Annotated in this window: 19 protein-coding genes; 9 read left to right on the forward strand and 10 right to left on the reverse strand. The window is 44.7% G+C overall.

Features of this window, described 5'->3' with window-relative positions; genetic code table 11:
* The first annotated feature begins 23 nt into the window (after positions 1 to 23).
* Both ICE90_RS03125 and ICE90_RS03130 read left to right on the forward strand, forming a co-directional pair.
* Entirely contained in the window at positions 24 to 302 is a 279-nt protein-coding gene (locus tag ICE90_RS03125; protein ID WP_216190862.1) for a type II toxin-antitoxin system RelE/ParE family toxin, read from the forward strand.
* An 11-nt stretch (positions 303 to 313) separates the two neighbouring features.
* Positions 314 to 637, forward strand: coding sequence for a HigA family addiction module antitoxin (locus tag ICE90_RS03130; protein ID WP_215322255.1), 324 nt, complete (start codon positions 314 to 316; stop codon positions 635 to 637).
* A 10-nt stretch (positions 638 to 647) separates the two neighbouring features.
* Here ICE90_RS03130 and cobA read toward each other — a convergent pair whose 3' ends face one another.
* The 5 genes from cobA to ICE90_RS03155 all read right to left on the reverse strand — a co-directional run bounded on the left by cobA (position 648) and on the right by ICE90_RS03155 (position 4537).
* Entirely contained in the window at positions 648 to 1481 is an 834-nt protein-coding gene (gene cobA / locus ICE90_RS03135; protein ID WP_216190864.1) for a uroporphyrinogen-III C-methyltransferase, read from the reverse strand.
* A 12-nt stretch (positions 1482 to 1493) separates the two neighbouring features.
* The gene (locus tag ICE90_RS03140; RefSeq protein ID WP_216190867.1) at positions 1494 to 2072 is read right to left on the reverse strand and encodes a DUF934 domain-containing protein; all 579 of its coding nucleotides are present in this window, start codon (positions 2070 to 2072) and stop codon (positions 1494 to 1496) included.
* Positions 2069 to 3793, reverse strand: a complete 1725-nt coding sequence (locus tag ICE90_RS03145) for a nitrite/sulfite reductase (RefSeq protein ID WP_216190869.1) — start codon at positions 3791 to 3793, stop codon at positions 2069 to 2071. The genes ICE90_RS03140 and ICE90_RS03145 overlap by 4 nt, the downstream gene beginning before the upstream one ends.
* Before the next feature lie 260 nt (positions 3794 to 4053).
* Positions 4054 to 4323 (reverse strand): type II toxin-antitoxin system RelE/ParE family toxin, encoded by a 270-nt coding sequence (locus ICE90_RS03150; protein WP_215278261.1) that lies wholly within the window; start codon positions 4321 to 4323, stop codon positions 4054 to 4056.
* Positions 4307 to 4537, reverse strand: coding sequence for a ribbon-helix-helix protein, CopG family (locus tag ICE90_RS03155; RefSeq protein WP_370624634.1), 231 nt, complete (start codon positions 4535 to 4537; stop codon positions 4307 to 4309). Before ICE90_RS03155 ends, ICE90_RS03150 begins: the two co-directional genes overlap by 17 nt.
* 134 nt (positions 4538 to 4671) lie before the next feature.
* Between ICE90_RS03155 and ICE90_RS03160 the strand changes: the two genes are divergently transcribed.
* Both ICE90_RS03160 and ICE90_RS03165 read left to right on the forward strand, forming a co-directional pair.
* Positions 4672 to 4920 (forward strand): hypothetical protein, encoded by a 249-nt coding sequence (locus ICE90_RS03160; RefSeq protein ID WP_216190877.1) that lies wholly within the window; start codon positions 4672 to 4674, stop codon positions 4918 to 4920.
* 3 nt (positions 4921 to 4923) lie between these two features.
* On the forward strand, positions 4924 to 5304 hold the full coding sequence (locus ICE90_RS03165; RefSeq protein WP_216190879.1) for a type II toxin-antitoxin system death-on-curing family toxin: 381 nt from the start codon (positions 4924 to 4926) through the stop codon (positions 5302 to 5304).
* A gap of 27 nt (positions 5305 to 5331) precedes the next feature.
* On the opposite strand, the gene ICE90_RS03170 is transcribed toward ICE90_RS03165, so the two are convergent.
* Together ICE90_RS03170 and ICE90_RS03175 are read right to left on the reverse strand one after the other, a co-directional pair.
* Positions 5332 to 5691, reverse strand: a complete 360-nt coding sequence (locus ICE90_RS03170) for a hypothetical protein (protein WP_255533278.1) — start codon at positions 5689 to 5691, stop codon at positions 5332 to 5334.
* Between the two features lie 14 nt (positions 5692 to 5705).
* Positions 5706 to 5930: a hypothetical protein gene (locus tag ICE90_RS03175; RefSeq protein WP_216190883.1), complete on the reverse strand. Its 225-nt coding sequence runs from the start codon at positions 5928 to 5930 to the stop codon at positions 5706 to 5708.
* A gap of 186 nt (positions 5931 to 6116) precedes the next feature.
* Here ICE90_RS03175 and ICE90_RS03180 point away from each other — a divergent pair, with 186 nt between their 5' ends.
* From ICE90_RS03180 to ICE90_RS03190, 3 genes are read left to right on the forward strand one after another with little or no spacing between them, the layout of a single operon-like run.
* On the forward strand, positions 6117 to 6695 hold the full coding sequence (locus ICE90_RS03180; protein ID WP_215321536.1) for an HdeD family acid-resistance protein: 579 nt from the start codon (positions 6117 to 6119) through the stop codon (positions 6693 to 6695).
* Positions 6696 to 6729: 34 nt separating this feature from the next.
* The gene (locus ICE90_RS03185) at positions 6730 to 6906 is read left to right on the forward strand and encodes a hypothetical protein (protein ID WP_215321537.1); all 177 of its coding nucleotides are present in this window, start codon (positions 6730 to 6732) and stop codon (positions 6904 to 6906) included.
* Positions 6906 to 7994, forward strand: a complete 1089-nt coding sequence (locus ICE90_RS03190; RefSeq protein WP_216190885.1) for an acyltransferase family protein — start codon at positions 6906 to 6908, stop codon at positions 7992 to 7994. The genes ICE90_RS03185 and ICE90_RS03190 overlap by 1 nt, the downstream gene beginning before the upstream one ends.
* Here the strand turns inward: ICE90_RS03190 and yjgA are convergent.
* From yjgA to ICE90_RS10875, 3 genes are all read right to left on the reverse strand, one after another.
* Positions 7991 to 8518 carry a ribosome biogenesis factor YjgA gene (gene yjgA / locus ICE90_RS03195; RefSeq protein WP_215321539.1) on the reverse strand — a complete coding sequence of 176 codons (528 nt, stop codon included), beginning with the start codon at positions 8516 to 8518 and terminating at the stop codon, positions 7991 to 7993. The two genes, ICE90_RS03190 and yjgA, sit on opposite strands and share 4 nt — an antisense overlap.
* Positions 8519 to 8549: 31 nt before the next feature.
* Positions 8550 to 8867 carry a helix-turn-helix domain-containing protein gene (locus ICE90_RS03200; protein WP_216157632.1) on the reverse strand — a complete coding sequence of 106 codons (318 nt, stop codon included), beginning with the start codon at positions 8865 to 8867 and terminating at the stop codon, positions 8550 to 8552.
* Between the two features lie 176 nt (positions 8868 to 9043).
* Positions 9044 to 9208 (reverse strand): type II toxin-antitoxin system RelE/ParE family toxin, encoded by a 165-nt coding sequence (locus tag ICE90_RS10875; protein WP_216190887.1) that lies wholly within the window; start codon positions 9206 to 9208, stop codon positions 9044 to 9046.
* 114 nt (positions 9209 to 9322) lie between these two features.
* Here ICE90_RS10875 and ICE90_RS03210 point away from each other — a divergent pair, with 114 nt between their 5' ends.
* The gene (locus ICE90_RS03210) at positions 9323 to 10948 is read left to right on the forward strand and encodes a GMC family oxidoreductase (RefSeq protein ID WP_216190889.1); all 1626 of its coding nucleotides are present in this window, start codon (positions 9323 to 9325) and stop codon (positions 10946 to 10948) included.
* Positions 10941 to 11858: an EamA family transporter gene (locus tag ICE90_RS03215; protein ID WP_216190891.1), complete on the forward strand. Its 918-nt coding sequence runs from the start codon at positions 10941 to 10943 to the stop codon at positions 11856 to 11858. The genes ICE90_RS03210 and ICE90_RS03215 overlap by 8 nt, the downstream gene beginning before the upstream one ends.
* Positions 11859 to 11977 lie beyond the last annotated feature (119 nt).

Here is an 11977-nt window from a genome sequence, read left to right on the forward strand (position 1 = left end):
GAGATTGAGTGTTAGAGGTGTTAATGATCCAATCTTTTAGTCATCGAGGTTTAGAACTCTTTTTTTCAAAAGGAAGTTACAAGGCAATCCCAGCGCAGCATGCCGCTCGCCTCATTCGCATACTGGATAGACTGGATGCAGCAATTATTCCTGAGGATATGGATTTGCCGGGTTATCGCTTTCATCAGCTGCAGGGTAAAAGAAAAAAGACTTTTGCTGTACTTGTTTCTGGTAACTGGCGGCTGACATTTAAATTTGATGGTGAAAATGCAGTATATGTAGATTTGGAGGATTATCACTAATGAAGAAATTAATGAAGAGTTTAAGAAATACAAATCGTAGGCCTACGCATCCCGGAGAAATTCTCCGTGAAGATGTATTGCCGGCTCTTGGCGTTACCCAAGCGGTTCTTGCAAGTCACCTAGGGGTGAGTCGCCTTACTGTTTCAGAGATCCTGCATGAGAAAAGAGGTATTAGCGCAGAAATGGCCGTGCGTATCGCGCGAGTGATTGGCGGAACACCTCAGAGTTGGCTGCACATGCAAGAGGCAGTTGATATTTGGGAGGTGGAGCAAAAATTCCAGCAGCATCCAGAATCGGCACCTACTGCCATTACCTTATTGGCACTCGCGGCGTAAAGAGCTTGTATTAAGCTGCTTTGCTCTTTGGAATAGTTGGGGCCACAACAGTTAAGGTTGAATCGTTTGGCACCTGTTTATTACTCATCTTGCGCGCTGCAAGTGCCTCACCAATCATGATCAGGGCAGGCGAGCTGCTATCAAACCATTGATCTGCTTTACCTGCAGCCAACTCTTCCAAAGTGCTTATCCATAGGCGCTCACGTGGAGTGCTCACGGCCTCCAATATTTGTACAGGTGTACTGGCCTTCTGATTGGGGCTTTGTTCAATCAATTGCTGCGCAATACGCGCCGCATCTTTGCGACCCATGTAATACACCAGAGTGTCAGCAGTAGGATTTGAAATGGGCTGTCCTGAGGCGACATTCTCGGCGCCCTGAGCTAAGGTGATAAATGCCACGCTACGGGATACTCCACGTAATGTCAGCGACTGTTGAATACTGGCTGCACCAGCCAGTGCGGCAGTGATCCCAGGCACAACCTGAACTTCAATCCCAGCAGCTTTAAGAGTCTGGATTTCTTCATCAGCGCGACCAAAGAGCATCGGGTCGCCACCTTTGAGACGCACAATCACTTGATGTTTCTGTGCAGCATCTACTAAGCGCTTATTAATAAACTGTTGTGCTGAAGACAGCTTGCCGCAACGTTTACCGACTTCGATCTTCTCAGCCTGCGGGCATAGTGTCAGCATCTCTGGATCCACCAAAGCGTCGTAGAAAACAATATCCGCTTGCTCCAATAGTTTGGCGCCACGAACTGTAATGAGATCTACAGCACCAGGACCTGCGCCCACTAAATACACTTTGCCAAGTGTATTGTTGTTATTGGTAGAAGGTTTATTCATGTTCTCTGTTGCCTACGCGCTTAAGGTGGCGCGTTTATCCCGCCAGCTATTTTGGGTAGCGACTGTATACAAATCGAACTGTTTTAAAGCTACATCTAAGTTTTGATCAGGGCGCAAAGCAAAGCTATCAAAGCCAACACGAGCGCCCTGTAGGAGTTGGTCGATCAACACATCACCAATGGCGCGAATCTCACCTTGCCAAGCAAAACGGTTGCGCAATAGGGCTGCGGTACTAAAGCTACGACCATCTCTAAAGATGGGGAAGTGCGCAGCCACTAAAGGCCAGACTTGTTTGCCTGCTTCAATCACATCGGCATGTTTCAGAATGTCATCATCAGTAGCAAACCACACGCCAATCTGACCATTCTGGGTTTTACTAATCATATCTGCATCATGATGATGCGAATTTATCTGACTGCGCCACCAAGTAAACGGTACTAATACTTTGTGGGCACCATGGTCCAGATCGGGCAGACCACCCTCATCCTGGCTGCCGCCCCATACTTGCCATTCATTTGGAGCTAGGGTAGGTTTGCCGCCTTTAGGGAAATGCAAAATCTCTTGATGAGAGGTGATATTGAGTTGACTCATGCAACACCCCCTTCAATTGCCTTCTCTTTTTTCTTGGCGTTTTCGTTTTTATCTTTGTAAGCTGCTTCTTTAAATGGGGCTACTCCAATGCGACGATAGGTTTCAATAAATGGCTCATCGCCATTGCGCTCACCTACATAGGTATTGATCACATTGGTGATGACATCTGGGATTTCATCGGCATAGAAGGAGGGGCCAATTACCTTGCCAATAGAAGCGTTATTACCTTGCTCGCCCCCTAAAGTGATTTGATACCACTCTTCACCGTCTTTATCGACACCAAGTACGCCGATATTGCCAACGTGGTGATGGCCACAAGAGTTAATGCAGCCAGAGATGTTCAGGCTAATGTCACCTAGGTCAAATAAGTAATCCAAATCATCAAAACGCTCTTGTATCGCTTTGGCAATCGGGAGGGATTTGGCATTTGCCAATGAGCAGAAATCACCGCCAGGACAGGCAATGATGTCAGTCAGTAAACCAACGTTGGGTAAAGCAACCTTCTGCTTCTTAGCCTCTTGCCAGAGCTCATATAACTTAGCTTGCTCAACATCAGCAAGTACCAAGTTTTGCTCATGGGTAACGCGCAATTCACCAAAACTATATTGATCAGAAAGATCGGCAATGGCAATCATTTGCGCAGTGGTGGCATCACCGGGCGCAACTGTACCGTGTGGCTTGAGCGACAGAATCACGCTCGCATAACCAGGCACTTGGTGCGGTTTAACATTGCGCTCTAACCAACGAGCAAATGCTGCTTGCTCGGTTTGGGCGGCAGTATGAATAATTTCTTCATTGCTTAATGCAGGCAATGTTTTGTACGCCGGCTTTGTGAAATGCTGGGCAACGCGGTCCCACTCTGCTTGCGTAAAGTTGTCGTCACTATTTTTAATGTGAGCCCATTCGCCTTCAACTTGACGGGCAAATTCTTCTGGGCCTAAGGCTTTTACTAAGATCTTAATGCGAGCCTTATAGAGGTTATCTCTTCTGCCAAAGCGGTTGTAGACACGGAGTAAGGCTGTGAGGTAGCTAGGCAGTACATTCCAAGGCAGTCCTTGCTTAATGAGTGAGCCTAATATTGGCGTACGACCCATGCCGCCGCCGGCATAAATATCAGCAGTCAATTCACCATTATTAATATTAGGGCTTTTCTTAAGCTCGATGCCAACATCATGGCAAAGTAATACAGTGCGATCTTCTTTGGCACCGTTCACTGCAAACTTAAACTTACGTGGCAAGTGTGCAAATTCTGGATGCAGGGTTGACCACTGACGCAAGAGTTCGCAAATCGGACGAGTGTCTACATATTCATCGGCAGCTACACCAGCAAATGCATCACTCGTAATATTGCGAATACAGTTACCCGAAGTTTGGATGGCATGCATTTCTACTTTGGCAAGCTCAGCCAAAATATCGGGAGTATCTTCTAGTGTGACCCAGTTGTATTGAATGTTTTGACGCGTAGTGAAATGACCATAACCCCGGTCATACTTTTCTGAGATGAGGGCTAGCGTGCGTAATTGCTTTGCACTGAATAAACCGTAAGGAATGGCAACGCGCAACATATAGGCATGGCGTTGGTGATACAAACCATTTTGGAGTCGTAGCGGACGGAATTCTTCTTCTGCAAGGGTGCCGTCTAAGCGCCTCGCAACCTGGTCGCGGAATTGGGCAACCCGTTGATCTACCAGGGTTTGGTCAATGGCATCGTATTTATACATAAGACTGCTATTGTCATATTTGATAGATATTTCTACAAATAATTAAAAATTGATTCTATATATCAAAAATCATATATAAAGTTCCAAAATTACTTATTTTGTGAAAACTCTGCTTCAATAAATGTGTGTGGGCACCCATAACCTGCAAGTTTTACCGCATAACCTGCAAGTTTTTACCGCATAAGTTGCAAGTTCATGAAGGTGCTTTCAACGGAGATATCCGGCAGCTTTTCTCCATAAGTGTGATGCGACTTATGGATTTACCGATAGATTTCTTTTCGATTTCCGATTTCGATCACTAAAACGCAAAGCTGACCATCCTGAATATCGCAGATAATTCGGTAATCGCCAACCCGGTACCGCCAATATGTACCTAATTTAGGGCCGGTGAGCACTTTTCCAATTGAGCGCGGATTGTCGCCTTCAGAAATTCTCTCGTCCATAAAATCCAAGATACGGATAGCACTTTGTTTATCCAGCTTTTTGAGCTGTTTGCGAGCTGAATCGGAGTACTCAATGATCCAGACCAAGATCGCCCCTTACCTCTGTAGAAGAAAAAGTGCTTTCTTCGCCTTTACGGATGCGTTCCATGGTCGCGTCGGCTAGGTAAAAATCTTCTAAATCCTCAAGGCCATTTATAACCAGCTCTCGAAGATAGTAGGCTTTTGTTCTGCCTGTGGCCGATGCTAAATGATCTAGTCGTTGTTCAATAGCAGGATCTAAACGTATTGAGGTAGCCATCATTGCTCCAAAGTGAATATATGTATTCAATGTATCACATGGAGACAAGCAATCCAACCCCCCGGTATACATTGGCATATACCCATAATTAACATATAATTAAACGTGTATTTAAATATATATTAAATGGAGTTATTATGGAAAACCTCTTAACATCTCTCACCGCATCCCTTACCGAGTTAAGAGAGCCTAATAAGGTGATCGCTCGTGCGGGCAATCAACCTGTTGCCATTCTGAATCGGAATGAAGCTATTGGTTATTTTGTGCCTAAAAGTGCAGTTGTTGATGTTCAATTAGAGTTTGCCTCCAAAGATCAAGTGACCGCATTCATTAAGACTAAGCTAGCAAAGATAGATCATGTTATTGACTATCTGAAAGATAAATAATAAGTGGCTCAATTTGTTGTAATTGATCTTGACAATGTCATATTGATCCACGATGCAGTGATCGGCGATAAAGAGTTGCAAGGCTTGGCAAAAGATAAGTCTTTGGAGGCGACTATAGGGAGAATCCATAATCGTTTGCAGTATGGGTTTATTTCGGATGTTTTTGATTTGGCAGCATGCTATGCGACATTTCTTGCTAAAGCCCATTGTTTTAATGATGCCAATAAGAGAACGGCAGCTGCGACTTTATTTTTTATCCTCGATGCTAATAAAGTTGAAATTAATTTCCCAGGCTTTGCTTTGGGTGATTGGATCATTGATATTGCATCAGATAAAAAATCAGAAATTGAATTGGCGCAGTGGTTAAGAAGCCAGGCGGCTTAATCAATATAACGACTCAATGCTTTTGCATTAAAGCCCGTATTCCCGATAGTGTCTGTAAAGATTGGCGATAGATGCAAAGCCAAGCACCACAATCAGTACGGCAAATAAGTATTCAGTTGTGAGATAAGTAAAGATCTCCAGGTGAATCAAGATCGCTGCACCTATAAAGGCGGCAATCGATCCAAAAGCCACAAGTCTGAAATTGGGAATAAAGGCACCCAAAGTAATGGCGGCAAACACTAGGTAGAGCTCAGATACCAACTGGTCAGCAATTACAAAAATACTATTGGTGAACTCTGGGTTGATAAATTTCCCCAAGACTGCAATGATCAGAATAGAAGCCAAGATCGCAAAGTTCAATTGCGCTTTAACTAAGACTTCTTTCAATTGGACGCCCATTTTTATGAGGCACTGCCGTTAAATACAAGACTTATCCCAATCCACAGGATGACAAAGACAACCAAGACAGTGGAGCCGATTTTCTTTAGGAAGTACTCGAGGGTATCCATATAGGCCTCATCGTTTCGGCCAAAGTAATGGTCAAAGCGTTTCCAGAAAAGACGCCCTACGACTAGAGGCAGAAGTATGGCAACGATGCCTAAAATAACGGTAAGGGTGTTATTCATGAGGGATAACTTTCTTTGCTAACAATCCCCATTGCTGGGGGTGTAAAAGGATAAAGAATACCCTTATTTATTTTTTGCCCTGCCGGACTCAGGTTTAGCGAGCAAATTAGTAATATTCGAGCTCAAACTGGGTTTATTGATACAGTAGAGGCTACTTTTGTAATTACTCCAACAGAAAGCATTCATATGGCCGAACTCAACACCGCACAGATTAATGAAATTCGTACCAAAGTATTGGGCGCAGCTGCCAAGGTTCCTGGCGCCTTAATTGGACTCGGAATTTTATTTATCGTGCTCGGAATGATTGGTATCGCAGGTCAGACATTGTTTTCTTTTATCTCAGTAAATATTTTAGGGATCTTCTTATTTGCTGGCGGCATCTTGCAAGGCGCTCATGCTTTGAAATCACAAGGCTGGAAGAGCGTTGGAGTGCAGCTCGTTTTAGCTACCCTTTACATTGTGGCTGCAATCTTTACTTGGGCTTTTCCAATTCCAGCGCTTGAGGCAATTACATTGTGGCTTGCGGCCATCTTTTTTGTGACTGGCGCATTGCGTTTGATCTCGGCATTTCAGCATCGCCACTTCCGCGAATGGTTCTGGCTGGTACTATCTTCAGCAATCTCGATCTTGATGGGCGTACTGATCATGAATGGTTATCCAGAGTCTAGCCTTTGGCTGCCCGGTATGTTGATCGCTATTGAGCTTTTGCTGCAAGGTTGGTCATTGCTCTTCATGGGCTTAGCAGCTCGTTCATTGACTAAGTAATTGAAATTCGTTCACTAGTGTAGAGAGCTGCATCATGACCATGAAAAAAACGGATCTCTATAAGAATCTGGCATTGAAAACTGCGCAGGGAATGAAAAACGCTGCCAAGTCTCCTAAGCTCGGCGTTGCTGAGAAGGCTAAATCCAAAAAAGAACTAGCAAGCGCTAATCCCTTGCTAGCTTCTTTGATGGGTAAGACCAAATCTAAGTAGTGCAGTCCAAAAACCACTTTCTTCTCGTTGATTTTTTAAAGACCTTTGCAGCCTTAACCATCATCCTGCATCATTTCTCGAGTTATGGGCAAATTGCAGAAGATGCAAGGCTGCTGCTTCCAGGAGTGATGACTTGGTTGTTTGAATATGGTCGTTACGCAGTACAGATCTTTTTAGTCATGGGTGGCTATTTGGCTGCTCAATCATTGACCCGCTCCAGTGATCTGAAGAATGCTCGTAATGTGTTGAAAGTAATCTTTAATCGTTACTTGCGATTATTTGCTCCCTATGTAGTGGCGCTCATTCTCACGATTGTTTGTGCTTGGATTGCGCGCTTCTGGGTTCGAGATGAGTTTGTTGGCGAATCAGAAACCCTAGGACAATTCTTAGCCCATTTATTTTTTCTGCAAGGCATCTTAGGTTTAGATTCGATTTCTGCTGGCGTTTGGTATGTGGCGATTGATTGGCAGCTCTATGCCATTCTGGCAATCATGTTGGGGATGTTTCCCGGCTTACGCTCCCTGATATGGATGCTTTTGGTGCTCTGCGTAGCATCCTTACTATTTTTTAATCGCTCTGGCGCTTATGAAAACTACTTCATTTACTTTATAGGAGCCTATGGACTGGGTGTGCTGGCACAACTTTGCAAGAACTATCCCGACCCTAAAGTAAATCGATTTGCCAGAATTATGTTTGTAGGGGTGGGTGTAGTCATTGTTGTTTCAAGCTTTCACCAAATTTGGCTCAGAAATATATTGGCCTATATGGTCGCGATTGCCCTCATCCTTTGGGGGGACTCGGCTTACAAAGATCAGAAACAAGATCAGAAGCGCCCTCAACATCAGTCCAGAAAACACAAGCTGGTCAATATCATTCTCAGGGGAAGCAGAAGATCGTACTGTGCTTTCTTAATTCATTTCTCGTTTGTCTTGCTGGCAAATACGCTATATATAGCTTGGGGAATGAGCGCCTTTCATGATGGCGTCATGGCGCTTGCCTTGATATTGGTTGCTGTGGTAGCTACCTGGGTGACTGCAACTTATCTTTATCGCTGGGTAGAAGTACCAGCTCGTAAGATCAAGCTTTAAAGGCCCATATCTTTAAGAACGCGAAAAATTTCGCGGTAGGCCTTAGGTGGTTTGTTTTGTTCTTTTTCGCGACGCGCATTCCGAATTAAGGTGCGCATATTCTGAATATCCATATCGGGATATTGTTCAATCATCTTAGTGAAGACTTCATCATTCGCAATCAGTCGATCGCGATAGCTTTCTAAAAAATGTAGCTTGGCAGTCTCAGCTTTACTTACACCCTGAATCGCATCCAAGCGCTTCTGGATCGCGTCTAATTCCTCTTCGTCTAAGAAGCGCATGAGTTTTCCAAGATATTGCTTATGACGGCGAATCGCTTCAAAGCTTTTAATTTTATTGGTCTCTGCAACCGCAGCCTTAATGGCCTCATCCATGGGAATCGTTTTTAAGGCATCACTGCTCAAAGCTGCCAAAACTTCAGCCAACTTCTGGCGTTCGGTCATTTGGCGCTTTAGTTCTGACTTGCTGGGCCCATCATCAGGGTCAACTAGCTTGGGAGTGCGATTCTTCTCATTAATATGCATATTGCTATTTTAGACGGGTATTGAACTTTGACTATTCTTTGTTGATTTTCTGCTTTAGTAGTTTCAGATCGGCACTAGAAAATAACTGGCTTCTTCCAATGAATGATGTAGGCTTTAATCTGCCAGCCTGAACGTACCTTCGCAAGGTGGGAAGTGAGATTTCTAAAAATTCTGCTGCCTCTTCTGCTGAGAAAGTCGCGTTTCGGAGGTGTCCAAATACTTGCTCATGCGTATAGTCATTCTCCTGAAACGCATTGACGGCAATTAATGAGAAAAATTTAATACGTTCTTTTGAGGACATTTTTTGCACGTGAGCATATAGATCCTCTGCTGTCATGGATTGAGTCATATGTGGTACTCACTTTCTCTATTGAGGTAGATTGAAGTCGTCATTTGAGTCGAATAGATTTTTTTAACTGGGTATAAAAATTTTCATGAGATCCAATTTGGCAAAACTCAATCCAGATTATTTTTATTTCATCGGCAAAATGATCAAACTGGTAAGCCATTAAATATTCCTGAGCATTAGCGAAACTTGTAAACAAATACCCCCTGCAGATCACCAAGCTTTTGTTGGCCTATCCTCGGGTTATCGCAAACTTCAGCGATCCTCATTTCAATTGTTAACTGCAGAGGCCTGGAGGCCTTTTTTACAAATTGGGCAAAGGATTTTTTATAGGTGGTTCTCATGATCTAATATTAGATCAAATGTGATTCTATAACAAATCAACAAAAATACCAACAAGTACCTGAATTTTTGTATTGGTAAATAATAGGATCAACTTTGTTTCAAGCAGCGAATATATGACTCAAGCAAATACTTACGATTACATCATCATCGGAGCGGGTAGTGCTGGCTGCATGTTGGCTAAGCGTTTAACTGAAAATCCCAACAAGAAGGTCTTGTTGATTGAGGCTGGCAAAAACGATAACTACATCTGGATTCACATTCCAGTTGGGTACTTGTATTGCATTGATAACCCAAGGGCAGATTGGCGTTTTAAAACAGCTGCTGAAAAAGGCTTGAATGGCCGCTCATTGTTGTATCCCCGCGGGCGTGTTTTGGGCGGATGCTCATCTATTAACGGCATGATTTATATGCGCGGCCAAGCGGGCGATTACGAATCTTGGGTGCAAGCAACGGGTGACGATTCTTGGTCTTGGGAAAACGCACTGAGGCGCTACAAATCATTTGAGGATTACCACAGCGCTGCAAATGAGTGGCATGGTAAGGGTGGTGAGTGGACTGTTTCAAGGCAGCGCTTACGTTGGCCCATCATGGATCGCTTCAAAGAGGCCGCAGTTGAAGCAGGTATACCAGCCTCAGAGGACTTCAATTGTGGTGATAACTTTGGCGTGGGTTACTTCGATGTGAGTCAACGTGCTGGTTGGCGCTTAAATACTTCCAAAGCTTTTTTAAGGGATGCAGCAAAGCGACCCAATCTTACGGTATTAACTCAAGCCATTGTTACTAAGCTCAAAATTGATCCCGCTACTAAAAATTGTCTTGGGGTTGAATACATCAAGGATGGCCAATCCCGCGAAGCCTTATGTGCCATCGAGCAGGGTGGCGAAGTGTTATTGAGTGCAGGCGCGATTGGTAGTGTACAAATACTGGAGCGCTCCGGTGTTGGCGCTGCTGCACATTTAAAGCAATTGGGCATCCCCGTGATCGCTGATCTCCCGGGTGTTGGCGAGAACTTACAAGATCACTTACAGTTGCGCATGGTGTACAAGGTGAATGGTATTAAGACCTTGAACACCAAAGCCAATACGCTGTTAGGAAAGATGATGATTGGCTTGGAGTATCTCTTCAAGCGATCTGGCCCAATGTCAATGGCGCCATCACAGCTCGGTGCATTTGCCTATAGTTCACCAGAGCAAAAGCGTGCCAATGTGGAATATCACGTACAACCTTTGTCATTAGAAAAGTTTGGTGAAGACTTGCATTCATTTAATGCCTTTACGGCAAGCGTTTGCAATGTACGCCCTACCTCGAGGGGTTGCGTTCACATCAATTCGATCGACCCCGAAGCGCCACCAGTCATTAGCCCAAATTATTTGTCGACTGATGAAGATCGCAAGGTAGCAGCAGAATCTCTGCGCTTAACTCGTAAGATTGCCCAGCAGGCCGCCCTAGGTCCTTACGCTCCTGAGGAATACAAACCGGGCGTGCAATATCAAACGGATGATGAGCTGGTTAAAGCGGCGGGGGACATTGGTACAACCATCTTCCATCCGGTGGGCACTTGCAAGATGGGTCGCGATAACGATCCGATGGCGGTGCTCGACTCTGAATTACGCGTGAGGGGCATTCATCATCTGCGTGTAGTCGATGCTTCGGCGATGCCTACGATTACCTCAGGCAATACTGCTGCCCCCACCATGATGATCGCTGAGCGCGTGGCGGAATTGCTGACGCGTGCCTAAGACTTCACAGAAAAGCTATTCATTACCCGCTAGTCATCTATTGCTGGCGTTAGCCATTGTGGCAGTGTGGGGCACGAACTTTGTCGTGATTAAATTGTCACTCACAGCTTTTCCACCATTTTTATTTGCCGCACTGAGATATACCTTTGCATTTCTTCCTCTGGTCTTCTTTGTGCCAAGACCTAAAACATCTTGGGTCAATCTTTGTATTTATGGTTTGGCAGTGGGCGTGGGGCAGTTCGGAGTTCTGTACTTTGCGATCAATGGTCGTATCTCCCCGGGCCTCGCTTCTCTGGTGATTCAGACTCAGGTATTTTTTACTATTGGCTTTGCGATGTTTTTTGCCAAAGAGCGTTTACGTACTTATCAAATGCTGGCGGTGCTAGTTGCCATGACTGGCTTGGGAATTATTGCGCTGCACACCGATGCCACAACCACCTTCTTGGGGCTTGCTTTGGTGGTATTTACCGGCTTTTCTTGGGGGGTTGCCAATACGGTTAGCCGCAGGGCAGGCTCTATTAATATGCTGGCCTATGTGGTTTGGGCGAGCGCTTTTGCGATTCCTCCTCTATTTGCGATTTCTTTCCTTTTTGAAGGCGGGTGGGAGCATATGAATACTTCCTTAACCTCAGCTCCAGTAGGGGCATGGGCCGGCGTACTTTGGCAGTCCTGGGGGAATACCATCTTTGGCTATTCGGCTTGGGCCTGGCTCCTTTCTAAGCATCCGGCGGCAGTGGTGGCACCTGCGCCTTTGCTGGTACCTATTTTTGGCATGGGGGCTGCAGCCTATTTCTTAGGAGAGTCTTTGCCGGCATGGAAAATTTTGGCAGCAGGTCTGGTAATCCTTGGACTGATCATCAACCTTTTTTGGCCAAATATTGAACGTAGCCTTAAGCAGCGATTTTCATAAGCCTCTAGAGCTAATGTAAAACCCTAATACAAAGTCCTTTTTTTGCCTTTGTATTAACAGTAAGATTACTGTTCGTTTTGGTTTTACCTATAAAAAAGTATTTATTAATTAGCAATTTT

Source organism: Polynucleobacter sp. AP-RePozz3-80-G7, from assembly GCF_018882145.1.
Taxonomy (GTDB): Bacteria; Pseudomonadota; Gammaproteobacteria; order Burkholderiales; family Burkholderiaceae; genus Polynucleobacter.

Bases quoted from the DNA above. Each gene is read 5' to 3' on its own strand.
- ICE90_RS03125 (WP_216190862.1), top strand. From the start codon at position 24: ATGATCCAATCTTTTAGTCATCGAGGTTTAGAACTCTTTTTTTCAAAA.
- ICE90_RS03130 (WP_215322255.1), top strand. From the start codon at position 314: ATGAAGAGTTTAAGAAATACAAATCGTAGGCCTACGCATCCCGGAGAA.
- cobA (WP_216190864.1), bottom strand. From the start codon at position 1,481: ATGAATAAACCTTCTACCAATAACAACAATACACTTGGCAAAGTGTAT.
- ICE90_RS03140 (WP_216190867.1), bottom strand. From the start codon at position 2,072: ATGAGTCAACTCAATATCACCTCTCATCAAGAGATTTTGCATTTCCCT.
- ICE90_RS03145 (WP_216190869.1), bottom strand. From the start codon at position 3,793: ATGTATAAATACGATGCCATTGACCAAACCCTGGTAGATCAACGGGTT.
- ICE90_RS03155 (WP_370624634.1), bottom strand. From the start codon at position 4,537: ATGATGGCTACCTCAATACGTTTAGATCCTGCTATTGAACAACGACTA.
- ICE90_RS03160 (WP_216190877.1), top strand. From the start codon at position 4,672: ATGGAAAACCTCTTAACATCTCTCACCGCATCCCTTACCGAGTTAAGA.
- ICE90_RS03175 (WP_216190883.1), bottom strand. From the start codon at position 5,930: ATGAATAACACCCTTACCGTTATTTTAGGCATCGTTGCCATACTTCTG.
- ICE90_RS03180 (WP_215321536.1), top strand. From the start codon at position 6,117: ATGGCCGAACTCAACACCGCACAGATTAATGAAATTCGTACCAAAGTA.
- ICE90_RS03185 (WP_215321537.1), top strand. From the start codon at position 6,730: ATGACCATGAAAAAAACGGATCTCTATAAGAATCTGGCATTGAAAACT.
- yjgA (WP_215321539.1), bottom strand. From the start codon at position 8,518: ATGCATATTAATGAGAAGAATCGCACTCCCAAGCTAGTTGACCCTGAT.
- ICE90_RS03200 (WP_216157632.1), bottom strand. From the start codon at position 8,867: ATGACTCAATCCATGACAGCAGAGGATCTATATGCTCACGTGCAAAAA.
- ICE90_RS10875 (WP_216190887.1), bottom strand. From the start codon at position 9,208: ATGAGAACCACCTATAAAAAATCCTTTGCCCAATTTGTAAAAAAGGCC.
- ICE90_RS03210 (WP_216190889.1), top strand. From the start codon at position 9,323: ATGACTCAAGCAAATACTTACGATTACATCATCATCGGAGCGGGTAGT.